The 24,381-nt window shown below is 72.2% G+C and carries 20 protein-coding genes and 1 pseudogene; 19 read left to right on the top strand and 2 right to left on the bottom strand.

The features are described 5' to 3' along the window. The first annotated feature begins 18 nt into the window (after nt 1-18). The 5 genes and pseudogenes from P3T39_RS26450 to P3T39_RS26470 all read left to right on the top strand — a co-directional run bounded on the left by P3T39_RS26450 (nt 19) and on the right by P3T39_RS26470 (nt 5,168). Nucleotides 19-1,101, top strand: a complete 1,083-nt coding sequence (locus tag P3T39_RS26450; RefSeq protein ID WP_280701458.1) for a ParB N-terminal domain-containing protein — start codon at nt 19-21, stop codon at nt 1,099-1,101. Between the two features lie 38 nt (nt 1,102-1,139). Then, on the top strand, nt 1,140-2,420 hold the full coding sequence (locus P3T39_RS26455; protein ID WP_280701459.1) for an MFS transporter: 1,281 nt from the start codon (nt 1,140-1,142) through the stop codon (nt 2,418-2,420). Between the two features lie 322 nt (nt 2,421-2,742). Then, nucleotides 2,743-3,171: pseudogene (locus P3T39_RS26460) on the top strand (class I SAM-dependent methyltransferase); the annotation flags it as partial. A gap of 756 nt (nt 3,172-3,927) precedes the next feature. Further along, nucleotides 3,928-4,152 carry an MbtH family NRPS accessory protein gene (locus P3T39_RS26465; RefSeq protein ID WP_280701488.1) on the top strand — a complete coding sequence of 75 codons (225 nt, stop codon included), beginning with the start codon at nt 3,928-3,930 and terminating at the stop codon, nt 4,150-4,152. Further along, entirely contained in the window at nt 4,149-5,168 is a 1,020-nt protein-coding gene (locus P3T39_RS26470; RefSeq protein WP_280701460.1) for a ferritin-like domain-containing protein, read from the top strand. Before P3T39_RS26465 ends, P3T39_RS26470 begins: the two co-directional genes overlap by 4 nt. A gap of 45 nt (nt 5,169-5,213) precedes the next feature. Here the strand turns inward: P3T39_RS26470 and P3T39_RS26475 are convergent, their stop codons facing one another. Then, nucleotides 5,214-6,818 carry an ABC-F family ATP-binding cassette domain-containing protein gene (locus tag P3T39_RS26475; protein ID WP_280701461.1) on the bottom strand — a complete coding sequence of 535 codons (1,605 nt, stop codon included), beginning with the start codon at nt 6,816-6,818 and terminating at the stop codon, nt 5,214-5,216. A 160-nt stretch (nt 6,819-6,978) separates the two neighbouring features. Then, complete coding sequence (gene glgA, locus P3T39_RS26480; RefSeq protein WP_280701462.1) at nt 6,979-8,160, bottom strand: glycogen synthase; 1,182 nt, start codon at nt 8,158-8,160, stop codon at nt 6,979-6,981. Between the two features lie 412 nt (nt 8,161-8,572). Between glgA and P3T39_RS26485 the strand changes: the two genes are divergently transcribed. Genes P3T39_RS26485 through malQ form a run of 14 tightly spaced genes read left to right on the top strand, consistent with a single transcriptional unit; the run spans nt 8,573 to nt 24,353 of the window. Continuing rightward, entirely contained in the window at nt 8,573-9,784 is a 1,212-nt protein-coding gene (locus P3T39_RS26485; RefSeq protein WP_280701463.1) for a sedoheptulose 7-phosphate cyclase, read from the top strand. Between the two features lie 54 nt (nt 9,785-9,838). Further along, the gene (locus tag P3T39_RS26490; protein WP_280701464.1) at nt 9,839-10,246 is read left to right on the top strand and encodes a cupin domain-containing protein; all 408 of its coding nucleotides are present in this window, start codon (nt 9,839-9,841) and stop codon (nt 10,244-10,246) included. Continuing rightward, nucleotides 10,243-11,544, top strand: coding sequence for an aminotransferase class III-fold pyridoxal phosphate-dependent enzyme (locus P3T39_RS26495; RefSeq protein ID WP_280701465.1), 1,302 nt, complete (start codon nt 10,243-10,245; stop codon nt 11,542-11,544). The genes P3T39_RS26490 and P3T39_RS26495 overlap by 4 nt, the downstream gene beginning before the upstream one ends. Continuing rightward, a complete protein-coding gene (locus P3T39_RS26500) occupies nt 11,541-12,569 on the top strand; it encodes an ATP-binding cassette domain-containing protein (RefSeq protein WP_280701466.1) in 1,029 nt (342 codons plus the stop codon). Before P3T39_RS26495 ends, P3T39_RS26500 begins: the two co-directional genes overlap by 4 nt. Beyond that, entirely contained in the window at nt 12,566-13,393 is an 828-nt protein-coding gene (locus P3T39_RS26505; RefSeq protein WP_280701467.1) for an ABC-2 family transporter protein, read from the top strand. The genes P3T39_RS26500 and P3T39_RS26505 overlap by 4 nt, the downstream gene beginning before the upstream one ends. Then, nucleotides 13,390-14,196 (top strand): ABC-2 family transporter protein, encoded by an 807-nt coding sequence (locus P3T39_RS26510; protein ID WP_280701468.1) that lies wholly within the window; start codon nt 13,390-13,392, stop codon nt 14,194-14,196. The genes P3T39_RS26505 and P3T39_RS26510 overlap by 4 nt, the downstream gene beginning before the upstream one ends. A gap of 3 nt (nt 14,197-14,199) precedes the next feature. Continuing rightward, nucleotides 14,200-15,672: a hypothetical protein gene (locus tag P3T39_RS26515; protein WP_280701469.1), complete on the top strand. Its 1,473-nt coding sequence runs from the start codon at nt 14,200-14,202 to the stop codon at nt 15,670-15,672. A 14-nt stretch (nt 15,673-15,686) separates the two neighbouring features. After that, entirely contained in the window at nt 15,687-17,819 is a 2,133-nt protein-coding gene (locus P3T39_RS26520; RefSeq protein WP_280701470.1) for a glycosyltransferase, read from the top strand. After that, nucleotides 17,812-18,954 (top strand): sugar phosphate nucleotidyltransferase, encoded by a 1,143-nt coding sequence (locus tag P3T39_RS26525; RefSeq protein ID WP_280701471.1) that lies wholly within the window; start codon nt 17,812-17,814, stop codon nt 18,952-18,954. The genes P3T39_RS26520 and P3T39_RS26525 overlap by 8 nt, the downstream gene beginning before the upstream one ends. Further along, the gene (locus P3T39_RS26530; RefSeq protein ID WP_280701472.1) at nt 18,947-19,972 is read left to right on the top strand and encodes an ROK family protein; all 1,026 of its coding nucleotides are present in this window, start codon (nt 18,947-18,949) and stop codon (nt 19,970-19,972) included. Before P3T39_RS26525 ends, P3T39_RS26530 begins: the two co-directional genes overlap by 8 nt. Next, nucleotides 19,969-20,883, top strand: a complete 915-nt coding sequence (locus P3T39_RS26535) for a sugar nucleotide-binding protein (protein WP_280701473.1) — start codon at nt 19,969-19,971, stop codon at nt 20,881-20,883. Before P3T39_RS26530 ends, P3T39_RS26535 begins: the two co-directional genes overlap by 4 nt. Further along, nucleotides 20,880-21,425, top strand: coding sequence for an NUDIX hydrolase (locus P3T39_RS26540; protein WP_280701474.1), 546 nt, complete (start codon nt 20,880-20,882; stop codon nt 21,423-21,425). The genes P3T39_RS26535 and P3T39_RS26540 overlap by 4 nt, the downstream gene beginning before the upstream one ends. Next, nucleotides 21,422-22,273, top strand: coding sequence for a Cof-type HAD-IIB family hydrolase (locus P3T39_RS26545; RefSeq protein ID WP_280701475.1), 852 nt, complete (start codon nt 21,422-21,424; stop codon nt 22,271-22,273). Before P3T39_RS26540 ends, P3T39_RS26545 begins: the two co-directional genes overlap by 4 nt. Beyond that, nucleotides 22,257-24,353, top strand: a complete 2,097-nt coding sequence (gene malQ / locus P3T39_RS26550) for a 4-alpha-glucanotransferase (RefSeq protein WP_280701476.1) — start codon at nt 22,257-22,259, stop codon at nt 24,351-24,353. Before P3T39_RS26545 ends, malQ begins: the two co-directional genes overlap by 17 nt. Nucleotides 24,354-24,381: the final 28 nt, after the last annotated feature.

Here is a 24,381-nt window from a genome sequence, read left to right on the forward strand (position 1 = left end):
GATTAGCAAGGAGAGGCAGTGACTCGCGCAGCCGACCCGACGCACACCCAGGAGGATCCGGCCCGACGCATCTCGTTGCGGCGGGACCAGATTCGGCACGCTCCGGCGCAGACCGTCCCGGTCGGCTCCCTGCTGCACGCGGACTCCCCGCGGCTGAACGGCGAGGACGCCGAGCACGTCGCCGCCCTGGCGGACGCGGAGGCACCGCTGCCCCCGATCCTCGTGCACCGGCCGACCATGCGGGTGGTCGACGGAATGCACCGGTTACGTGCCGCGGTGCTGCGCGGGCAGGAGCACATCGAGGTGCGGTTCTTCGACGGCGACGAGACCGAGGTCTTCCTGCTGTCCGTCGCCGCCAACACCGGCCATGGCCTGCCGCTCTCCTCGGCGGACCGGGCGGCCGCGGCCCACCGGATCTTCTCGAACCATCCAGAGTGGTCCGACCGCATGGTGGGCTCGATCGTGGGGCTGTCCTCGCGGAAGGTCGCGGAGCTTCGACGAGACCTGGGTGGCCAACTCGCCCAGCTCTCCAGCCGGATCGGGCGCGATGGCCGCAGCAGGCCACTCGACTGGTCGCAGGGACGCGAGCGGGCCAGCGAGGTGATCAGGAGCAACCCCACCGCGTCGCTGCGGCAGATCGCGCGGGCCGCCGGAATCTCCCCCACCACGGCGGCCGACGTGCGCGACCGGCTGCGCCGCGGCGAGGACCCGGTGCCGCTCGGGCAGCTCGAGGCGAAGCGGGAGGCCGATCGGGCCGAGGCCGCCTCGGCCGCGGACCGTAACGCCCCGCGGCCCAGGTCGCTGCCGGAACTCGCGTCGGTCTTCGACACCCTGCGCCGGGACCCCTCGCTTCGGTTCAGCGAGACGGGACGTAGCGTGCTGCGCATGTTCGACGTGTGCCGGATCGCGGCCCGGCAGCAGCACGAGATCGTCGAGGGTGTCGCACCGCACTGCGCCGTCGCGGCCGCCGAGATGGCCAGCGGACTCGCCGGGCTCCTCGAGGCCTTCGCGACGGAGCTCCGGCAGCCGGGCGAGCCGGAGGCCGTTCAACCGACCGGGAGCCGCCGGTTGAACGGGTTGAACGAACCGCACCGGCTCTGAATGCTTCTCTCCCGAGTCCGACAGATGGAAGGCATGGCATGACCAAGCGTGGGCCGGCGGCGAACGTCCGGCTGAACCGGGACTTCTGGCTGTTGCTCAGCGGACGGCTGGTCTCTTTTGTGGGCGACCAGGCGCAGTTCTTCGCCCTGCCGCTGGTCACCCTGGCGGCGACCGGATCGGCGACCCAGGCGGGTGTGGTCAGCGGTCTAGGCACCATGTCGTACCTGCTGTTCGGCCTGGTGGCCGGGGCGCTGGTGGACCGGTGGAACCGCAAGCGCACGATGATCTGGTGCGAGATCGGGCGTGCCGTGCTGGTCGCGACCGTGGTTGTCGCCCTGTGCTGGGGGCGGCTGACGGTGGCCCAGCTCTACCTCTTCGCGATCCTCACCGGCGTGCTGAGCACGCTGTTTCAGTCCGCCAACAGTGCCGCGCTGCCGAACGTCGTGCCGGCGGACCAACTGCCCACCGCGCTCGGGTACAACGAGACGCTCTACAACGCCGTACGGATCTTCGGAGCGGTGGCCGCCGGCGCGCTGTACGCGCTGGGCAGGGTGGTGCCGTTCGCCCTGAACGCCGTCTCGTTCGCCGTGTCCGGCCTCTCCCTGCGGTTCATCCGCGCCGAGTTCCAGAAGCAGGAGCGGGCCAAGGCCCGGCCGAAGCTGACCACCGACATCCGGGTGGGCCTCAGCTGGCTGTGGCACCAACCCGTGATCCGCTTCCTCACGTTGGTCAACGCGGCGGACAACGTGCGCTACGGCGCCGGCTACCTGGTCATCGTCGTGCTCGCCCAGCAGGCGAAGGCCTCCAGCGTGCAGATCGGCCTCATCTTCAGCGCCGCCGCCGTCGGCGCGCTGCTCGGAGCTCTCGTCTCGGACCGCGTCACCAAGCGCTATCCGCTGGGTAGGATCGCCGTGGCGATGCTCTGGATCGAGGCACTCGGCTTCCCGCTGTACGCGCTGGCGCCGAACGTCACCCTGATCGGCGTCGTGGCGGCGATCGAGTCCCTGGTGGCGCCCGTCTACATGGTCGCCATGACGGCCTACCGGCTGTCGATCACCCCGGACGAGCTTCGCGGCCGCACGTCGAGCGCGATTTCCACGCTCACCACCGGCGCGCTCTCGCTCGGCACCGTCGCGAGCGGTGCGCTGATCTCCTGGCTCGGCGCGCGGGGAACGGTTCTGGTGCTCGGCGCCTGGATGGTCGGTCTGGCCGTCGTGACCTCTGCGAACCGGGCGGTGCGCACGGCGCCGGTGGCAGCTCCCGCCGCTCCCGCCGTACCCGAAGGCTCGCAGGGTACGCCGGTCTCGGCCGAGGCATAGCACGCGCGCGCGACCGCGTGACGCGAAGGTTCCATCACGTCAGAGGGACGGAATGCTCGAGGAGTTCACCGGATTTCTGCGCACGCGGCCCGAGGTCGAGTCCGCGATGGTCACGACCGCCGAAGACGGGCGGCCGGTCGCCTACGTGGTTCTGGCCGGGACGGCGCCCTCCGGCGGGGCCGGCCCCGACACGCAGGTCGAGTCCTGGCGGTGGGTGTTCGAGGACTGCTACGACCTCGCGGACGCCGACGAGTGCGCGTGGACGGCGGCGATCACCGGCTGGACGGACAGCTTCACCGGCGGGCCCATCGACGCCGACGGCATGGCGGAGTGGGTGGACACCACGGTGGTCCGGATCGCGCAACTCGCTCCCCGAAGGGTGATCGAGATCGGCGCGGGCACCGGACTGCTCGTCAGGCCGCTCGTCGAACGGCTTCAGGTCGAGGAGTACACCGCGACGGACTTCTCGGAGCGGTCGGTGGCGATACTGCGGCGCCTGGCCGGGCAACTGCGGCAGGGCAGGCCGGGAATCCGCATGGCGGTGCACCGAGCCGCGGCGGACGAACCGGTACCGCCGCCCGCCGACGGCGGCCGCTACGACACCGCCGTCATCAACTCGGTGGCGCAGTACTTCCCTTCCGCCGGCTACCTGGAATCCGTGCTGGCCGGACTGCTCCCGCAGATGGCCCCCGGCGGGCACATCTTCCTCGGAGATCTGCGCAACTCCCGTCTGCTGGAACAGTTCGCCTGGATGAAGCACGACGCCCTCGGCACGGCCCACCGGCTGTCGGAGCGGCAGATCCGCGACGGGGTCGCCCGCGAGCTGACCGGCGACGGCGAGCTGAGCCTCGACCCGGACTACGTGCTCGGCCTGGCCCGGCTCTTTCCGCAGGTGTCCTGCGTGGAGGCCGCACCGCGGCGCGGCGCGGCGCCCACCGAGATGACGATCTTCCGCTATGACGCGGTGCTCCACCTTGGCTGCCCGCCCGGTGACCACGACGTGCCCTGGGAGGACGGCGGGAGCATGACGCTCACCGGGATCGGCCACCGTCTCGACGCCGACCCCGCCCCGTTCGGCCTCCAGGGCATCCCAAACGGCAGGCTCGACCAGGCCCGGCGCGTTCGGGCCAGATATGCGGAGGTCGAACCCGCGCCCGGCCCGCCGGGGATCGACCCGGAGGCCCTGTGCCGCCTCGGCGAGCGCCACGGTCGACGGGTGCGGCTGCGGTGGAGCCGACACGGACGGCCCGGGGACTACGACGCCTGCTTCGGGCCGGGCGACGGCCCGGAGCTGGAGCACTACGGCATCTCGTTGCCCGGGACCGGAACGGACCTCGGGGCGCCGGGCCGCGTGCCGTATCCGCTGTTCCCGCCCGGTGCGGAACACGGTCGGAGGGCCGCCCTGTCCGCCGCCCTGTGCGCGGCGTTCCCCGATGCCGAGCGTCCCGAGATCGTCTTCGTCCCCTCGCTGGAGCGGTGGGCTGGAGTGGCCGAACCGAAGGGACCGATGGTGGCCGACGAGGACGCGACCCGGTATCAGGTCGTGCTGAACGGCGAGGGGCAGTACTCGGTCTGGTCGGCGGACCGGGAGCTCCCGGCGGGCTGGTCCGCGGAGGGCACCGTTGGCGGGCTCGAGGAGTGCACGGACCGGATCGACCGGATCTGGACGGACCTGCGGCCGCTGAGCCTGGTCCGGCTCGACGCCGGACCGCGGAGCGAGAGGACGCAGTGATCCCGCTGCATCCCGACGGGCGGACCAGACTCACCATCGAGACCGGTGTCGCCGCCGTCCTGACCGGCGACTACGGCAGTTTGGCCGGTGGGATGGCTACGCTGTACGAAGGCGCCAAGGCGGCCCAGTGGAACGCCGCGACGGACATCGACTGGTCGCTGGAGGTGCCCTTCGGGGAGCCGCTGCCCGACGGGTCGGAGTACGCGCTGGGCACCTTCCGGCTCTCGCCTCTCGGCGGGCGGGGCAGTGCCGTGTGGGACAGGTTCAGGTGGGAGACGCAGGCGTGGATGGTCTGCCAGTTCCTGCACGGCGAACAGGCGGCCATGCTGGCCAGCGCCAGGCTGGCCGAGGTGCTGCCGGACATCGAGGCGAAGTTCTGCGCGGTCAGCCAGGCCGGGGATGAGGCCCGGCACGTCGAGGTGTTCGCACGGTACGTCCGCGAGCACGTCCCGCAGCCCTACCCGGTCTCGGGCGGCCTCCGGCACCTCTTCGAGGACGCCCTGGGCGCCGCGGACTGGGACCTGCTGGCACTTGCCATGCAGTGCCTGGTGGAACCGCTGGCCCTCGCCGGCTTCCGGCTCGCCGGGGCCACGTTCCATGACGACCTCATCCAGCAGATCGTCCGGCGGGTCGCCCGCGACGAGGCGCGCCACGTCTCCTTCGGCGTGCTGCTGCTGCAGGACGTCGTGCCGCAGCTGAGCTCGGCCGAACTGGTGCGGCGGGAGGAGTTCCTGATCGAGTCGGTCGAACTGATGCGGCGCCGGTTCCTGCTGGGGGACCTGTGGGAGCGCTTCGAGGTCCCGTTGTCGGACGGCGCGGCTTTCGCCCGGTCCGATCCGGGACTGGTCGCCTACCGGCAGGCGTTGTTCTCCCGGGTGGTCGCGATGCTCGCCCGGATCGGGCTGCTCACCCCGCGCGTGGTGGCCAGCCTGGAGCGGATGGACCTGCTGAGCCGGATCGGGGCCCGGACGGTGGCCCGGCTGGAGCCGACCGCGGGCGGCGGGCGGCGGAGGTAGCGCGTGCCGCCTGCTGCGGGCGAGCCCGCAGCAGGCGGCCCCGCCTCAGTAGAGCGTGACGAGGTTCAGGTACTCGTCGTTCCAGAGATCCTCGTCGGCGTCCGGGAGCAGCAGCACCCGGTCCGGGCGCAGGGCCTCGATCGCCCCCACGTCGTGCGTGACCATCACGATGGCGCCCGGGTAGGTACCGACCGCGGCGAGCACCTCGTTGCGGGAGGCCGGGTCGAGGTTGTTGGTGGGTTCGTCCAGCAGCAGCACGTTCGCGCCGGAGTGGACGAGACCGGCCAGCGCGAGACGGGTCTTCTCGCCGCCGGACAGCACGCCGGCCGACTTGTCGGCGTCGTCCCCCGTGAACAGGAAGGCTCCGAGGACGTGCCGTACCTCACCGTCCGTCAGCTGTGGCGCGGCGGCGGCGAGGTTCTCCCGCACGGTGCGGGTCGGATCGATGGTGTCGTGTTCCTGCGCGAAGTAGCCGAGGCACAGGCCGTGTCCGTGGACGAGGCGGCCGCTGTCCGGTGCCTCCCGGCCGGCCAGCAGCCGCAGCAGGGTGGTCTTGCCGGCGCCGTTGAGGCCGAGGACGACCAGCCGGCTGCCGCGGTCGACGGCGAGGTCCACGCCGGTCAGTACCGCACGCCCCTGGTACGCCTTGGCCAGGCTGATCGCGCCAAGTGGCATCCGCCCGCAGGGAGCGGGTTCGGGCAACCGGATCCGGGCCACCTTCTCGGCGCGTCGGACGGGCTCCAGACCGGCGAGCATCCGGTCCGCGCGGCGGGCCATGTTCCGCGCGGTGACCGCGGTGGCCACATGCGAGCGCATCTTGTCGGCCTGGGCGTGCAGGGCGGCCGCCTTGCGTTCGGCGTTGGCCCGTTCGCGGGCTCGGCGCCGCTCGGCGCCTTCCCGCTGGGCGAGGTAGGCGTGCCAGCCGGTGTTGTGCACGTCGATCGTCGCCCGCTGGGGTTCGAGATGCAGGATCCGGTTGGCGGTGTCGGCCAGCAGCGCGGTGTCGTGGCTGATCACCACCAGACCGCCCTGATGGGCCGCCAGGAAGCCGCGCAGCCAGACGACCGAGTCGCTGTCGAGGTGGTTGGTCGGCTCGTCGAGCAGCAGGGTGCCGCGGTGGCCGGCGAAGAGGATCCGGGCGAGTTCGACGCGACGTCGCTGTCCGCCGGACAGCGCCCCGACCGACTGGTCCATGACGCGGGTCGGCAGCCCCAATCCGGCCGCGACCCGGGCGGCCTCGGCCTCCGCCGGGTAACCACCGCGGGCCTGGAACTCGGCTTCCGCGTGGGCGTACGCGTTCATGGCGCGGTCCTGCGCCGCCGGAGTCCGCGCATCGGCCATCGCCTGCTCCCCGGCGCGCAGGGCGCGCAGGGCGCGGTCCAGCCCGCGGCCAGACAGGATCCGGTCGGTGACCGTCATCGTGGGGTCGGCCGCACGGGAGTCCTGTGGCAGGTAGCCGACCGGGCCGTTGCGGGTGATGGATCCGGCGGCCGGCTGGGCCAGCCCGGCCAGGGCGGTGAGCAGGGTGGTCTTGCCCGCGCCGTTACGGCCGACCAGGCCGATCCGGTCGCCGGGGGAGACGGTGAAGGAGATGTCAGACAGCAGCAGACGGGCGCCGGCGCGCACGTCGACACCGCGGACGGTGATCATGGATTGACGCTCCGAGAGGAGATGAGGACACACGGGTGGCGTGGAGGCGGGTCCGGCAGCTAGGAGACTCGGGGCGTCGACATGCCGACAGGCTAACCGTCCGGGCCGAAAATCGCAGGCTGTTCATGCCTCGCCGTGCACAGCGCCGGGTGGCCGGCCTTCATCTGACCGTCGCGTATCTCTTCCGGACCTGTTCGGCCACCTTCGGCCAGGAGAATTCGCGCGCCGCCCGGCGCCGCCCGGCGGTCCCCAGCCGGGTGGCCGACGCCGGGTTGTGCAGCAGCTCGTTGACCCGCGCGGCGATCTCCTTGGCGAACACCTCCGGGGCGGCTGGCTCGCCGGTGCCGTCCGGAGCGGCGTCGAAGGGCACCAGTAGTCCGGTCTCTCCGTCCACGACCACCTCCGGAATTCCCCCGGTGGCCGTGGCGACGACCGGAGTGCCGCATGCCATCGCCTCCAGGTTCACGATCCCCATCGGTTCGTAGATCGACGGGCAGACGAACACCTCGGCGTGGCTGAGCAGTTGCCTGAGCGCGCAACGCGGGAACGACTCTCGGATCCAGGTCACCTCGACGCCTGTGCCGCGCAGTCGTTCCACGGCTCGCCCGAACCATTGCCGCTGCTCGACGGTGTCAGCGGACTGGGCTACCACGACGAGCCGGACACCGGGCGCGAAGTACTGCGCGGCGCGCAGCAGATGGCCCAGCCCCTTCTGCCGGGTGATCCGCGCGACACAAACGACGAGCGGCCGATCCAGTGGGATCCCGAGCGCGTCGAGCTGGTCGGTATCGCTGTCCGGGGCGAACGCCTCGACGTCGATGCCGTTGTGGATCACCGAGACGCGGTCAGCACCGATGTTCGGGTAGGTGCGAAGAACGTCGGCTGCCATGGCCGCGGAGACTGCGATGACATGGTCGGCCGAGGACAACGCAGTCCGCTCCAGGAAGGAGGAGAGCCGATAGCCGTCGCCTAACTGTGCCTTCTTCCACGGGCGCAGTGGTTCCAGGCTGTGGGCGGTGACGACGTGCGGGATCCCATAGCGGACCTTGGCAAGGTGGCCGGCGAAGTTGCTGTACCAGGTGTGGCTGTGCACGACGGAAGCCCCCTGGACGGCAGCGGACATGGCCAGGTTGACCGCCATCGCCCCGAGCGCCGGGTCGCCGTCGGCGAGCCGACCCTCTGTACCGTGCGCCGTCACCCAGGCCTCCAGCCGGGGCTCGCCGAAGCAGTGCACCCGGATGTCCAGCGAGCGGCGCAGCTGCCGGGCCAGGTTGCCGACGTGTTCGCCCGCTCCGCCGTAGACGAACGGCGGGTACTCGCGGGTCAGCAGGTCAACCCGCATGAGTGGAAAACCCCTTCGTCGAGCGGATGGCCGAGCAGGGCGGGTGTCCCGTCATCTCGTTGGTCGGCGCGACCTCGTCGGCCACGCCCTTGAGCTCCGGATGGCGTTGCTCGTGCCGACCGGGCAGCCGGTTCAGACCAGCGCATGTCGCCGCTGCGCAAGGTGCCGGTGTGCTTGACCGTCCCCCCCGTTGCCAAGGTATGGGTCGACGGCGGTTACGGCAACACCGTGATAACTCATCAGATGTCCTCTGGCAGGCAGGTATGCCTGCCCGTCCGCACGCGACGGCAAGTTCTTGCGGAAAGTTTTCGAAGATCCTTGCCATGATCGTCGACCACCTGTTTGACTCTGCTTCAGTTAACCGCAGTTGAGGCCGGCCCGGTGTGCTGCTGGCCGGTCCGAGGAGTGTCGGGTGGTGCAGACGGCAGTGGCGGAGCCCGGGGTCCGGGGCGACGAGGGTGGCTTCACGCTCCTCGCGCCGGAAGGGACTTCGTACCGGGTCGACATCACGGATGGGGTGTTCGCACCGGAGAACCCGCTGCTGGCCGGGTACTGCGAGGGCCGCCAAGTGGTCGCCTTTCTCGGCCCGACCGTCGACCGACTCTACGGACAGCAGCTGCGCTGCTACCTCAACACCTGGTTGAGGCCGGGAAGTTGGAGTGTGGTCAGGCTTCCCGGCGGTGAGGAGCACAAGACCATGGCCTCGGTCGAGGAGATCTGTGCCCAAGCCAAGGCTGCCGGACTGGACCGGCGTGGTGTGATGCTCGCAGTCGGCGGCGGAGTCACGTGCGACCTTGTCGGGTTCGCGGCGGCGATCTACTGCCGGGGAGTGCGGTATATCAAGGTCAACACGACGCTGGTCGGACAGGTCGACGTCGGCGTCGGCGTCAAGACCGGCGTCAACGCTCTTGGTACCAAGAACATGCTCGGGGCGTACCACCCCGCGTACGCCTCGATCAACGACCCAGCCTTTCTTGAGACCCTGCCAGGACGTCAGATCCGCTGCGGCCTTGGTGAGATCGCCAAGATGGCGATCATCAAGGATGCACGGCTCTTCCGCGCAATGGAGGAGCACCCAGGGGTTCTCCGGCGGCCCTGTCCGGAGCCTTCCTGGCTGTCCGACTCGGACGGTGTCCGGCGCGGCCTGGAGAACTACGTGCTGCGCACCGCGATGGCGTTGATGCTGGAGGAGCTCTGTCCGAACCTCCGCGAGCACGACCTGGCCCGGCTGGTCGACTTCGGCCACACCTTCGGCCCGGTGATCGAAACGGCCAGTGACTACCGGATCGCACATGGGGAATCGGTGGCCATCGACATGGCCCTTTCCACCCAACTCGCCCGGGAGTTGGGCCTGATCGGTTCCGGGGACTGCGAGCGGATCACCCGTCTGATCGTCGACCTCGGCCTCCCGGTCCACGACCCGCAGACCTGCACACCAGAGCTGATGAACCGGGCGCTCAGGGCCTCCTGGGAGCGGCGTGGTCGGCGCCTGCACTTGGTGGTGCCCGACGGTATCGGCTCGGCGGTCTTCGTCGACGATCTGGAGGACATCCCCGCCGCCGCTCTGACAAGCGCGCTGGAGTCGCTCGCCGCTCTCCAGAACCCGCTCGCCGCCTCCCACTGACGTCGGCCATGGCCGCCGCCTGACTTCGCCTCGCTCGACAGGAGCCGTACCGAGATGAGCCACGCCGAACTTCCTTCGGCCCCGGGTGCGCCTCACCGCAGAATCTCCAACCTGCGCGAAGGGCTCCTTCGAGGGCTTACCGCCGACCACGGCGGAGTCGGGACGATCCTGGCGCACCGGGTGTATCGCCGCCAGGATGCCCCGGCCGGCATCGCCTTCATCGATCTGGTGGTGCTGCCTCCGCACACCTCCATCGGTCCGCACCGCCATGCGGACAACCAGGAGACCTATGTGATCCTCTCCGGCCAGGGGCAAATGACACTGGACGGTGAGGCGTTCGAGGTCCGCGCCGGAGATGTGATACCCAACCGCCCGTACGGCGAGCACGGTCTCGCCAACACCTCGGACAGCGACGTCGAGTTGCTGGTGTTCGAGATAGGTCCGCTGGACGGTGCCCGTTGAGCGGCCTTCGCCAGCGAGAACGGCTGGCACAGGAGGCCGTGCACCTGGCCCCGGGAGCCTCCGAGGAGTCCGCGCTGGGCCGCCGGGTCTTCGTGGAGGGCCGCGGTGCAGTGCTCACCGATCTGGACGGCAACCAGTACATCGACCTCGCGGCCGGTACGCTCACCCAGTCGCTCGGGCACTGCCATCCGGAGGTCGTGGCCGCGCTCACCGCGCAGGCCGAACGCCTGTGGAACGTCCACGACTTCTCCACCGCCGACCGCGCCGCCCTGTGTGACCTGCTGGCCGACCTGCTGCCGGAGCAACTGGACACCTACGCCTTCTTCTCCACCGGCGCCGAGGTCGTCGAGGCCGCGCTGCGAGCCGTTCAGGCGGTCGCCGAGCCCGGTCGCAACCGGATCGGCGCGCTGCGCTACGGCTTCCACGGCAAGACCCAGGGCGCGCGGATGCTGGTCCACTGGGACATCGGCAACCAGGCCTTCGCGGGCAACAGCGTGCTGGGCTACTCCCCCTACTGCTACCGCTGCCCGCTCGACCTGGAGTACCCCTCCTGCGGGGTGCGTTGCGCGACCCTGGTGCGGCGTCACATCGCGGAGAAGTCCAACGTGTCCGCGCTGGTCTTCGAGCCGGTGCTGGGCGCGGCCGGGGTGATCGTGCCGCCGCCCGGATACTGGGAGCAGATCGCCGAGAGTTGCCGGGAGCACGGGGTGCTGCTCGTCGCGGACGAGGTGCTCACCGGTGGCGGACGCACCGGCACCTTCCTGGCCGGTGAGCAGTTCGGCATCGAGCCCGACCTGGTCACCCTGTCCAAGGGCATGGCCTCGGGCTTCCCCTTCGCCGCGCTCGCGGGGCGGGCCGAGGTGCTGCGCCACCCGCGGGCCGCCCAGGCCGGCTCGACCGCCTCCACCTATGCCAACAATCCGCTCGGCATCGCTGCCGCGCGGGCCACCCTGGAGGTCGTCCGCCGTGACGCCCTGATCGGGCAGGTGGCAGGGCTGGGTGCTCTCATGGACGAGCGGTTGGCCCAACTGCGGACGGAATACCAGGTGTTGGGTGACGTGAGGGGTATCGGCCTGCTGCACGGGCTGGAGTTCGTGCGCGACCGCGCCACTCGTCAGCCCGCCCCCGAGATCGCCCGCGCGGTCTACCGGCACGCCCTCGACCTCGGGCTGCGGACCGCCATCGGCGGCCACATCATCCGACTGGCACCGCCGTTCACGATCGACCGCCCCCTGCTGGAGGAGGGCCTCGGGCTGCTCGCCCAGGCACTGGAGCGCGCCACCGGGGGCCAACAGTGATCGTCGCGGAGAACCTGGTCAAGGACTTCCGGGTGCATGAGCGCGGCCCGGGCCTGCTCGGCAGCCTCGGCACCCTGTTCAGCCGCGAACACCGGCTGGTGCGGGCGGTGTCCGGGGTCTCGTTCGAGATCCCCGCGGGGACCAAGGTCGCCTACATCGGGGCCAATGGCGCGGGCAAGTCCACCACCGTCAAGATGCTCACTGGCATCATGACCCCGACCTCGGGCCGGGCCCTGGTGGCGGGCCTGGAACCGTACCGGGAGCGGCGCCGCAACGCCGCCAACATCGGCGTGGTCTTCGGCCAGCGCAGCCAGCTGTGGTGGGACCTGCCGGTGCCCGACTCGTTCCGCATCCTGCGCGGCATCCACGACATCCCCGACGCGGTCTACCGGCGCAACATGGCCCTCTACCGGGACCTGCTCGACCTCGACGCCCTCGGCAACACGCCGGTGCGGCAGCTCAGCCTCGGGCAGCGGATGCGCGCCGAGGTCGCCGCCAGCCTGGTGCACGACCCGAAGGTCGTCTTCCTCGACGAGCCCACGGTCGGCCTGGACCTGGTGCTCAAGGAGGCGGTGCGCGAGCTGGTCAACCGGGTCAACGCCGAACTCGGCACCACCGTGCTGCTGACCAGCCACGACATGGGCGACATCAGGGCGATCTGTGACGGGGTGCTGGTGGTCGACCGGGGAGAGGTGGTGCACTCCGGCAGCGTGCACGAGCTGCTGCGCACCGCCGACACCCGCGCGGTGCTCTTCGAGCACGAGGGCGACCCGGCCGCCCCGACGGAGGCGATCGCCCTGATCGAGGCGCGACTTGACGGAGCCTCGGCGACCGTGGTCGACGGCGGCCGGATCCGGGTCGAGTACCCGACCGGACGCTGGACCAGCCGCCAGGTCATGGGCCTGCTGCTGGAGCACTTCGACGTCACCGACTGCGTGGCCCCCGAACCGGACCTGGAGTCGGTGCTGCGCCGCATCTACACCGGCGGCCGCCGCCCGGCGCCGAGGCCGGAGGCGGTGGGATGACCCGGGCCGGCACCGTCCCGGCACGCCTGCGCCGGTACGCGCCGTTCACCGCGGCGAGCCTGCAAGGGCTGCTGCAGTACCGCGCGACGTTCCTGATCAACGCGCTCACCGCTGCCACGGCCGTCGGCGTGCAGGTCTTCCTGTGGCGTGCCGTGTACGCGGGCCGCAGCGGCGGCATGCCCGGCGGCTACGACCTGCCGCACCTGACCACGTACGTGCTGCTGGCCCAGGTGCTCGGCCTGATGCAGGCCAACCGGGTGGACGAGGAGGTCTCCGGGGAGGTCCAGCGCGGCGACATCGCGGTCTCGCTGCTGCGTCCGGTCAGCTATCCGCTGGCCCGCTTCGCAGCCGGCCTGCCGGTGTCGCTGACCAACGCCACGCTGGTCGCCGTCCCCGTGGTGGTGCTGTACGCCCTGCTGCTGCCGCTCTCCGTGCCCAGCCCGCAAGGCGCGCTGCTCTTCGGCTGCTCCGCCGCGCTGTCCCTGGTGATCGGCTTCGGGGTGAACCTGCTGGTCGGCCTCGCCGGTTTCGTCACCACCAACATCTGGGGCGTCCGCATCGTCAAGGACAGCGTGGTGGCGTTCTTCGCCGGGCAGGTCGTGCCGCTGGCGCTGATGCCCGGCCCGCTGGCCGCAGTCGCGCAGGCGCTGCCCTTCCAGGGCATGGTCGACGGGCCGCTGCGGCTGCTCCTTGGCCGCTACCACGGACCGCTGGAAGCCGCCTCGATCCTTGGCGTGCAGCTGGCGTGGGCCGCAGCGCTGAGCGCACTGGCCGCGCTCGCCTGGCGCGGGGCGGTGCGCCGGGTGGAGGTGCTCGGCGGATGAGGCCCGTCTCCACCACGGTCCGCTACGCCCGGCTGACCTGGCAGCTGAGCGCCGTCAGCATGCACCGGCTGACGGAGTACCGCATGGACTTCCTGCTCGGCGCCGGCGGCCTGCTGCTACGGGTGGTCTGCCAGGTCGCGGTGATCGGCATGGTCTTCCGGCAGGCCCCGGAGATCGCCGGCTGGCACTACGACCAGGTGCTGTTCCTGCTCGGGTTCTCGCTGCTGCCGCGCGGCCTGGATCGGATGTTCACCGACCAGCTGTGGATCCTGGCCCGCAAGCTCGTGCAGAACGGCGAGTTCTTCCGCTACCTGATCCGGCCGGTGCACCCGCTGTTCTCGCTGCTGTCCGAGCGCTTCCTCTACCCGGACGGCTTCGGCGAGCTGCTCACCGGGGCCGGGCTGGTCTGGTACGCCGCCGACCGGCTCGCGCTCACCCCGGACACCGCCCAACTCCTGCTGGCCCCGGTGCTGGTGCTGTGCGGCACCCTGATCCTCGCCTCGATCAAGACGCTGTTCGCCTCGCTCGCCTTCTGGACCACCAACAGCTTTCCGGCCCTGTACGCCGCGAACCAGTTGGGCGACTTCTCCGGCTACCCCCTCGACCTCTACCACCCGTCGCTGCGGTGGCTGCTGACCTGGCTGCTGCCCTACGCGTTCACCGCCTACATCCCCGCCTCCTACCTGCTGTTCGGCCGCGCCCCGCTGCTGCCCTGGCTGTTCGCGGTGACCGCGGGCCTGGTGGCACTCGCCCTGGCCGTCTGGCACCGGGGTGTGGACCGCTACGAGATGACCGGGAGTTGATCCTTGGACACCCTGCTGTCGGACGACCTCGCGCCCGCCACGGCCGCCCTCCTGCGCGCGGCCCCCTGGCTGGACGAGACCAGCCGCCGCTCCGGGCGCTTCGAGGTGCTCGACCAGGCCGACCTGGGCGGGATCCGGCTGCTGCTGGTCGGCACTGGCGGCGACCCCGCCGCGTCGGCCGATGGCTCCCGCTGGTTCGTCCCGGTCCTCGATGACGACCCGGGCCGGGCCGCGACCGGCGCCGCCGCCTTCGACCGGGCGGTGGTCGGCGCGCTGCGCGAGGGGCTGCGGCTGCCCACCCGGCGCGGCAACGTGATCGAGTTCGACGGTGAACCCGCCGCCTACCGAGGCCAGTTGCCCTTCGACCCGGGCTGGTGCTCCAACGCCCTGTCGCTGCTGGACCTCGGCGGCACGGCGCACGCCCACAAGACCTACCGCCGGATCGGCGGCGGCACCCGCGAGCCCGAACTGCTGCGGCTGATGAGCGGCAGCGGCCGCACCCAGCAGCCCGTCGGCGACTACAGCTACGTGGACACCGCCACGGGACGGCGCGAGCCGCTCGGCGTGGTCTACCGCTACGCCGAGGGCGAGGGCCTCAACGTCCCGCTGCGCACCGGGATCCGCTCGCTGTGGCCGTTGCTGTACGCGGGCGCCGACCCGGAGGCCGCGGTCGCCGCGTCCCAGCAGGCCCTGGCCGTGGCGCTGCGGGCCACCGGTGGGTTCCTGCACGACTTCCACCGGGATCTGGCCGAACGCCTCGGCCCCTACCCGGAGTTCCCTGCCGCGGGTTGGCTCGCCGAGACCGCCGAGCGGCTGGCGGCGCTGACCCCGCTGATCCGTGCCGACGCGCGCTTCCCCGTCCCGGTGCGCGAGGCCGCCGTTTGCGGCCTCGCCGCCGAACTCGGCCGCGTCGCGGAGCTGCCGCAGCGGCCCTGGCCCAGCGGCCCGTGCCACGGTGACCTGCACCTGTCGCACCTGGTGCGCCGGGAACGGCCCGACGCCTCCTGGGAGTTGTGCGTCATCGACCTGTCCACGCGGCGGCCGGTCCCGGCTGATCCGAGCACCGCCCAGTCGCCCTGGCAGGACCTGGCCGCCCTGCGCCGCGGCGTCGAGATCTTCACGGCGGACGAGTTCGCCGACCACGCCGCCGAGACCCTCGGCATGGACCCCGAGGACACCTGCCGCACCGCCCTGCTCCAGGCCGCCCGCGTCACACCGGACACCCCCGGCTGGACTGCGGAACGCCTGGCCGGCCTCGAGCGGCTGCGCCGCGCCGCCGGCCTGTGGGCCGAGCGCGTCGGCGACCTGCTCGTCGGCGGCGACCCGGACCTCGCCGGGCACCCGGCGTGGCGGCTGTTCCGGCTGCGCCGGCTGCTCCATGAACTCGACTACGCCTACGCCCACGACCGCGCCTACCACGCCGCGATCAACCTGCGGCACGCTGTGGAGGCCGGCGGCCTCCCGGCCGCCCGGTGAAGGAGCGACACCCCGTGCACGTCATAGAGACTTACTTCGAGTGCGGGGGCTTCGACCACCGCTTCCTGCAGGGCGGCATCTCCGTCTACCTGTGGAACCTGTCCAAGGCGCTCGCCGGACAGGGCCACCGCGTCTCCGTCGTCACCCCCGCCCACGGCCGCCTCGACGACCTCCGCGCCGACCACGACCTGGAGACCCTCGACTACGAGGACAGCTACGAGCTGCCGCTGGTGCTCGACCCGGCTACCTGGGGCCCCGCCTTCCCGCCCGAGGTCGGCATCCCGCTGACCACCACGGCCCATCGGCTGCGCCTGGACGGCGTGGACCTGTACTTCCTGTCCAACCGCCTGCTGGACGAACTGCCCGACCGCTTCTACCCGCCTTACCACACCAAGGGCAGCGACCTGGTCTTCTTCAAGCCGCTCGGCTACCAGGTGGACACCGTGCGGTTCGTCCGCCGGTACTTCGCCGATGAGAAGGCGCTGATCCACGCGCACGAGCCGTATTACCACTACCTGCTCCCCGCAGCCTTCCGCGATGACCCGTCCAAGCTGGTGGTCGGGACGGTGCAGAGCAACATGCCGATCACCAAGAAGGTCTACCGGCCCAAGGTCGAGCGGTTGTTGCAGTTTCTGGACGCCCCGGTCACGCTGCCTGCGGAGGACGAGGCACCGGACAGCCCGCGCAGCGAGCACGAGACGATCCTGAGCGCATATCAGCAGCGCACGCACCTGCACTACGAGTACGGTCCCGGGCACGTGCGGGTCTACGACCTCGTCGCCGACCACGCTGACCTGGTCGACTTCCTGTCGCCGGGGCACCTGGCGTTCTACACGGACTTCGCGAATACCCCCTTCGAACGGCCATTCACACGACTTCCGGTGCGCGAGACGGTGGCCCGCAACGCCCACAAGAGCTTCGTCGGCGGCTGCGCCATAGGCTCCCGCTGGACCGCTGCGGAGCGGCCCGCCGTGGACCGGGCGGCGGTCCTCGGCGGGCTCGGGCTCGCCCCTGACCTGCCGACCTTCTTCCATAACGCCCGCTATGCGGTGAACCACAAGGGCCAGGTCGAGCTGTTCCGGGCGGTGGACCGGGTGCTCGACGAAGGGCTCGCCGCCAACTTCGTGCTGCGCTGCATCAGCGACGGCGGGATCGACGACCCGTACCTGCGCGAGGTCGTCGAACGCCACAGGGGCCGCATCCACCTGGAGTGCGAGCGGGTCGAGGAGCAGCGGATCCTGGAGTACGCGGCCTCCTCCGACTTCTGCCTGTTCCCCTCGAAGTTCGAGATGGACACGTTCCTCATCGCCCAGGGTGAGGCGATGTCCGTCGGCGCCGTTCCCATTGCCACTGCCCAGCTGGGCATGGCCCACTTCGGGCACGTCGCCGATCCCCTGGACGGCCCTTTCGCGGCGCGGGCCACCGGCTTCGCCGTCAACCGCTCCTTCGCGGAGGACGACGCGCTCCTCGTCGACGCCCTCGCCGCGCGTATCCGCCAGGCCGCCGCCCTGCTGCGTGAGCGCCCCGGGGATTACCGCCGGCTCCGGGCCAACGCCATTGCCACGGCAAGGGAGTTCACCTGGGACCAGGTCGCCCGGCTCCACCTGGAGGCATTCACCCGGCTGTGGGAGGGGCGCCGTCCCGAGCCGGACGCGGACCTGCTGCTGCGGCACGGCTGGTTCGACCTGCTGCCGGGCGAGACTTACCGGACCCGTCCGGATGCCATCGCCGAGGCCGCCGCCGAGTTCGGCGACGCCGACGCCTACCGGCGCTGCCATGAGCTCCACCCGACCGCGGCGCACGCCCTGTTCGAAGCGGCCTGGGTGCGCGCCGACTTCGATCGCTGCGCGGCCGCCGCCGAGGGCGCCCCTTCGCTACGTGCCCGCCTGGACGGGCGCTGCACCGTGGCGGACGGCCGGATCGTCTACCGCCTGCCCCACGCGGAACGCGTCGAGCTCGTCGCCCTTGCCCCGCCCCGCCCCGGCCGCCGGGAGGTCTCCGTACGCCCGCTGGAGCGCACGGCGCCCGGCGTGTTCACCGGTGTCCTCGGCGGCGGATGCGAACACACCCACCCTGGAGGGGAATTGACCCTGCTGCTGACTCTGGCTGACGGTCGCTCCGCCTGGGACGTGGTGCGCCATGACTGACGGGGTGCGCGCCGCGCTGCTGGCCGGCGGCGAGGGCCGCCGCATGGGTGCGCTCGGCTCGGGTCGGCTCAAGCCGCTGGTCCCGTTCGGCGGCTCCTGCCGGCTCATCGACTTCTCGCTCGCCAACGCCGAGGCCTCCGGCTTCGACGAGGTGCTGCTGCTGTCCCAGCATGAGGAACGGCAGTTGATGGACGACCTGTACCGCACCTGGTGGCGGCCCGGCTTCCGGGTCCATTTCGGGCCCTACGACCGGGCCTACCGTGCCGGCGAGGGCTACCGGGCCCCGGACCGGACCGCGCCGCCGGAGCGGGGTACCGCGGACGCGCTGATCCGCAAGGCCCCGTACCTGTTCGGTCCGGGCACCTCCGAGGTCCTGGTGCTGCACGCGGACCACGTCTACCGCTTCGACTACCGGCCGCTGATCGCCGCCCACCGCCGTTCCGGCGCCGCGCTCACCCTCGCCTACCAGCGGATCGAGCGACGCTACGTCCACCTGTTCGGCATGGTCGAGTTCGACACTGCGGGCCGGCTCACGTCCTTCGTCGAGAAGCCCGCCGAGCCGACCAGCGACCTGGTCTTCGCCGCGTTCTGCGTCTTCGACGCGGCCCGGCTGCACCACTACCTGGAACGCCTGGATGGCACCGACTGGCAACACGACATCAGCAGGGACGTCATCCCGGCCATGCTTGCCGGCGGCGAGCTGATCCTCGGCCACGAGGTCTGCGGGCACTGGGAGGACATCGGCACCGTCGACCGGTACCACCGGGCCCACCTGGCGCTGCTGGATCACGATCCGAGCATGACGGTCAATCAACTACCGCATACCGTACGTCCCGCGGTGGCGCGCCGACTGGTCACCGCAGGCCCCGGACTGACCCGCAGCCTGGTCGCAGCCGACCTGGCCAACGACGGACTCGTCGAGCACAGCGTCGCCTTCCCGGGCGCCCGCGTCGGGGCCGGGGCGCGGGTGCGCCGCAGCGTGCTGCTGCCCGGCGCCGCCGTCCCGGCCGGGGCCGAGATCGACGGCGCGATCGTTCTGGAGGACGGCACCGTGCAGCAGGTAGCACCCCCGCAGCCTGCCGGGTCAGTCCGGACCGCAGCGGGCCTGCCCACCCGGGGAGGCGTCCGTGGCTGACGCTTACACGGTCGTCGACGTGGGTGGCACCACCCTGCGCACCGCCCGCTACGAGCCTGCGACGGGCGCCCTGACCGACATCCGCCGCATCCCGACCGAGGGCTTGGGCCGCCATCCCGGCGCCCCGGTGCCGCTGCTGCAGGCCAAGGTGGCGCGGCAGCTGGCCGACCTGGCCGCGGAGGCCGTAGCGCGGCACGGCAGTCACGCGCTCGGCGTCGCCTTCGCCGGACCGATCACCGCCGACGGGCGCGTGCTGACCGCGCCCACCATCTGGGGCGAGCGCGGCGGGCCGCTCCCGCTGCGGCTGCTGCTGGAGGAGCGGCTCGGGCTCCCCGTGGTCGTCGTCAACGACCTGACGGCCGCAGTGTGGCGCTACGTCGGCGGCCCGGACGAGGCCCCGTTCTGTCTGATCACGGTGAGCTCGGGCATCGGCAGCAAGGTGTACCGGGCGGGCGAGGTGCTGCTGGACGCCGAAGGCCACGGCGGCGAGCTCGGCCACTGGACTTGTGATCCCTCCCCGTTCGCGCCGCCGTGCGACTGCGGGGGCCGCGGCCACCTCGGCGGGATCGCCTCCGGCCGCGGCATGCTGGCCGCCGCGCGCCGCGCTGCCCACGCCGATCCGGAGGGCTACGCCCGCTCGGCCCTCGCGCGCGCCGCCGCGGACCCGGAGCAACTGGACAACCCGGCCCTGGTGGCGGCGATCCGCGCCGAGGACGCGTTCGCCACGGCGGTGCTGCGGGGCGGCCTGGCCCACCTCGCCTCCGCCATCACATCGGTATTCACCTCGATCGGCGTGCGCCGGTACATCCTGATGGGCGGCTTCGCCCTGGCCGTTGGGCCCCGGTACGTTGCGCTGCTCACCGAGGAGTTGGAACGCCTCGGCTGCTTCGGCCTGGATCCGGCGGAGATCCGCCGGATGGTCGCGCTCGGCGCGCCCGACGACGATCACGGACTGATCGGCGCCGGACGGCTACTGGCCGCGCGGGGCGCAGCGCACAGGGTGGTGACGGCTGCGTGACCTCCACTGTGCCCCGCGCCGACGGGGCCACCACCCTGATCGTCGGCAGCGGTTTCGTCGGGCGCGCGGTGGCCGTCCGGGTGGCCCGGGATGGCGGCCACGCCGTGCTCGCCTCCCGCCGCCCGCCCGCCCGGGAGGGCGCGCCGTGGGTGCGCCTGGACGCCTCCGACCCGGCCGCCTGCGCCCGCATCGTGGACCAGGTGCGGCCCGACCGGCTGGTCCTGGTCCACGGGCCCTCCGACGTGACCTGGTGCGAGGCCAACTCAGCGCGCGCCGAAGAGCTGCACACCGCCGCTGCGGCCCACCTCACGGCTGCCGCGGCCGGCCGCCGCCTCGTCCTGGTCTCCACTGACAACGTCTTCGACGGCTCCTCCGCCGACAACGACGAGTCCGCCGCCACCGCCCCCGCCAATGCCTACGGGCGGGCCAAGCTGGCCGCCGAGCGGATCGTCCGCGCCGCCCCGGACACCACGGTGCTGCGGGTGAGCCTGGTCTACGGCTGGGAGCCGGCCGACTCGGCGAAGTGGCTCAACTTCTTCGCCGCCTGCGCCCACCGGCTCCGCTCGGGGGAGACCATCGAAGCCCCGAACGACCAGTGGACCACCCCGGTCCTGGTGGGCGACGTCGCGGCGGTGACCGCCGCCGCCCTGGCGCCGGGTGCGCCCGCGCTGCTCCACCTCGGCGGTCCCGACAGGGTGTCCCGCGCCGCCTGGGCCGAGGCGATCGCCGGCGGTCTGGGCGTGCCGCGCACCCGTGTGCTCCGGGTGCCCCGGGCCCGCGGCCGGTACGCGAGCCGCCCCGCCCACACCTGTCTGACCAGCTCCCTCCTGGACGACTTCCTCCTGCGGCATGGGCTGCGGGTGCGCGGCGTCGCCGAGGGGGTCCGCGAGCTGTTGGAGGTCCGACCGTGATCCGCACCGTCCGCTCCCGTGAGGTCTACCGCAACGCGTGGATGACCGTCCGCGAGGACGACGTCCTGGGCGATGACGGCGCTCCCGGCCAGTACGGGGTCGTCGACAAGCCGGACTACGCGCTGGTGATCCCCCGTCAGGAGGACGGCAGCGTACACCTCGTGGAGCAGTACCGCTACCCGGTCGGCGGACGCTACTGGGAGTTCCCCCAGGGCTCCTGGCCCGCCGGCCACCAGGGCGCCTCGCCGCTCGACCTGGCCCGCGCCGAGCTGCGCGAGGAGACCGGACTGCGGGCCACCCGGATGACCTATCTCGGCCGGCTGCACGTCGCCTACGGCTACTCCAGCCAGGGCTGCCACGTCTTCCTCGCCGAGGAGCTGACCCAGGGCGTGCCCGAACGGGAGGCCACCGAGGCCGACATGTGCCAGCGCCGGGCCGACGCGGAGGAGTGGCGCGAGCTGGTCCGCTCCGGCCGAATCACCGACGCGGCGACGCTCGCCGCACACGCCCTGCTGACGCTGCACCAGCCGGAGGGGAGATGACCGCGCCACCCCGCTTCACAGTCGTCGCCACCGATCTGGACGGCACCCTGCTCCGCGACGACCTGACGGTTTCCGTACGCGCTCGTACCGCGCTTGCCCGGGCACAGGCGTACGGCGCCCGCCACCTGGTTGTCACCGGCCGCCCGGCTGGCGGCTGCCGCAGCCTTCTGGCGTCCCTGGACTACGGGGGTCTGGCCGTGTGCGGCCAGGGCGCGCAGCTGTACGACGCCACGGCGCACCGGCTGCTGTCCACGGCCCGCCTGGACCGGCCCACCGTACGGGCGCTGGTCGACCGGATCGCCGAGGCCGCCGGACCGCTGGAGTTCGGCATGGTCACCGCGGGCCTGACCGGGGAATTCCTGGTCACCAGCGCCTTCGGCGAGCGGGTCCGGCACGGGTGGCGTCTGGTGCGTGACCCGGAGGAGCTGTGGGCACAGCCGGTGGAGAAGGTGCTGATCCGCGGCCGCCGGATGGACGACGACCGGCTGGCTGCGCTGGCCATGCGGATCTGCGCCGGCCGGGTCGCGGTCACCCACTCCGGGGAGGGCATGATCGAGCTGTTGCCCGTCGGCGTCAGCAAGGGCAACGGCCTCGCTGCGGCCGCCCGTCTGCTCGGCTTCTCCGCCGCCGACACCGTCGCCTTCGGCGACATGCCCAACGACATCCCGATGCTCGACTGGGCCGGGCACGGCGTCGCCATGGGCAACGCCCACCCGGACGTGCTTCACCGCGCCGACGAGATCGCCCCCACCAATGAGGAGGACGGCGTCGCCGCGGTCCTGGAGCGACTCTTCCCACCCGTCCATCACCACACAGAACCGGGCCGCACCCATGCCCCGCTCCGCTGACACCAACCGCGACCTGGCCGCGCTGGCACGCCTCCACGGTGTGGCAACCCGCTACACCACCGACCTGGGCCAGCCGGTCGACATCTCGCCCGACACCCTGCGCGCCGTGCTCGCCGCCCTCGGCGCCGACACGAGCAGTTCCGGCGGCATCCGCGAAGCCCTCGCCGAGCGCCAGGAGGCATTCGCCCACCGGCTGCTGCCGCCCACCGTTGTGCTGCGCGCGGGCCGTCCGCCGACCGACCTGGCCACCCCGCCCGGGGCCGAGCTGTGGATCGAGACCGAGCAGGGCACCCGCCACGGGATCGGTGCCCTCGGCAAGGAGCTGGTGGACCTCCCCATCGGCCGCCACGTCCTGCACGCCGAACGCGGAGGCCGGGCCGAGGCCGTTCCGCTGCTGGTCGCCCCGGAACGCCTGGCAGGGCCGGGGCGCCGCCACTGGGGCTTTCTGGTGCAGCTGTACTCGCTGCTCTCGCACCGCTCCTGGGGCCTGGGCGACCTCGGTGACCTGGCCGAACTCGCCTCCTGGGCGGGCGGGCTGGGCGCCGGGTTCGTCCTGCTCAACCCGCTGCACGCCTACGTGCCGGGGCCGCTGCCCGACCCGTCCCCGTACCGGCCGAGCAGCAGGCGCCATCCCGACCCGATGAACCTGTGCGTCGAGGCCGTCGCCGAGTTCGCCGAGCTGACCGGCGACGACCGCGCACAGGCCGACCGACTGCTGGCGCAGGCAAGGGAGTTGAACAAGGGGGTGCAGGCGGGCGCGCTGATCGACCGCGAGGCCGCCCGGTCCCTGAAGCTCCAGGCACTCGAGCTGGTGCACCAGGTCCCGCTCGCCCCCGCCCGGGAGCAGGCCTACCGGCGCTACGTCGAGGCCGGCGGCCGGGGGCTGGACGACTTCGCCCTGTGGTGCGCGCTCGCCGAGGTGCACGGCCCGCGCTGGCGCTCCTGGCCCGACGGGCTGCGCACTCCCGACGGCATCGGGACCGCGGCGGCACGGGCCGCGCTCGGCGACCGGGTCGCCTTCCACCGGTGGCTGGCCTGGCAGGTCGACGAGCAACTCGACCGGGCGCAGCTCGCCGCGACGGAGGCGGGCATGGCGATCGGGCTGATGCACGATCTCGCGGTGGGCGTGGATCCGGAGGGCGCGGACGCCTGGTGCTTCCAGCCGTACCTCGCGGGCGGGATGACCGTCGGGTGCCCGCCCGACGACTTCAACCGCAGCGGGCAGGACTGGGGGCTGCCGCCCTGGCGTCCCGACACCCTGGCCGCGTCCGGCTACGCGCCGTTCGCCGAGGTGGTGCGGGCGACCCTGCGGCGGTCCGGCGCGCTGCGGCTGGACCATGTGATGGGCCTGTTCCGGCTCTGGTGGATCCCCGAGGGTGCCCCGGCCGACCAGGGCACCTACGTCCGCTACGACCACGAGGCGCTGCTGGGCGTGCTCGCCCTGGAGGCGCACCGGGCCGGGAGCATCGTCATCGGCGAGGACCTGGGCACCGTCGAGCCCGGGGTACGCGAGGAGTTGACCGACAGGGGAATCCTGGGCACCTCGGTCCTGCGGTTCGAGTACGCGGGCGGCTCGGAGGAGCGCTCCGGGCCGTTGCCGGCCGAGGAGTGGCGCGCGGACTGCCTCGCCACGCTGACCACCCACGACCTGCCCAGTACGGCCGCCTGGCTGGACGGCGAGCACCTCCGGCTCCACCAGCGGCTGGGCCTGCTCACCCAGCCGGTGGACCAGGCCGAGGCCGCAGCGGCGGCCGAACGCGAGGGCTGGCTGGCCGAGTTGGGGCGGTGCGGGCTGCTCGAACCGGACCACCCCTCGGGCGACGCGGACTCCGGGGCCGCCCCGGGGCGCGAGACGCTGGCCCTGCACCGCTTCCTCGCCCGGACCCCGGCGAAGCTCCTCGGCGTCTGGCTCCCGGACACCGTGGGCGACCGGCGCCCGCAGAACCTGCCCGGCACCTCCCACGAGTACCCCAACTGGCGCCTACCCGTGGCAGATTCGCAGGGAAGCGCGTTGACCCTGGAAGACGTGCGTGCCCACCCGGGCCCGAGCGTGGTCGCCGATCTCTACCGCGACCTGTGACACCACCGTATCCGAGAGGAACCCCAGC

The organism is Kitasatospora sp. GP82, assembly GCF_029892105.1.
In the GTDB taxonomy this organism is placed as follows: Bacteria; Actinomycetota; Actinomycetes; order Streptomycetales; family Streptomycetaceae; genus Kitasatospora.

Coding starts and splice junctions, on each gene's coding strand:
- P3T39_RS26455 (WP_280701459.1), top strand. CDS start 1,140: ATGACCAAGCGTGGGCCGGCGGCGAACGTCCGGCTGAACCGGGACTTC.
- P3T39_RS26465 (WP_280701488.1), top strand. CDS start 3,928: ATGGTGGCCGACGAGGACGCGACCCGGTATCAGGTCGTGCTGAACGGC.
- P3T39_RS26475 (WP_280701461.1), bottom strand. CDS start 6,818: ATGATCACCGTCCGCGGTGTCGACGTGCGCGCCGGCGCCCGTCTGCTG.
- glgA (WP_280701462.1), bottom strand. CDS start 8,160: ATGCGGGTTGACCTGCTGACCCGCGAGTACCCGCCGTTCGTCTACGGC.
- P3T39_RS26490 (WP_280701464.1), top strand. CDS start 9,839: ATGAGCCACGCCGAACTTCCTTCGGCCCCGGGTGCGCCTCACCGCAGA.
- P3T39_RS26505 (WP_280701467.1), top strand. CDS start 12,566: ATGACCCGGGCCGGCACCGTCCCGGCACGCCTGCGCCGGTACGCGCCG.
- P3T39_RS26510 (WP_280701468.1), top strand. CDS start 13,390: ATGAGGCCCGTCTCCACCACGGTCCGCTACGCCCGGCTGACCTGGCAG.
- P3T39_RS26525 (WP_280701471.1), top strand. CDS start 17,812: ATGACTGACGGGGTGCGCGCCGCGCTGCTGGCCGGCGGCGAGGGCCGC.
- P3T39_RS26545 (WP_280701475.1), top strand. CDS start 21,422: ATGACCGCGCCACCCCGCTTCACAGTCGTCGCCACCGATCTGGACGGC.
- malQ (WP_280701476.1), top strand. CDS start 22,257: ATGCCCCGCTCCGCTGACACCAACCGCGACCTGGCCGCGCTGGCACGC.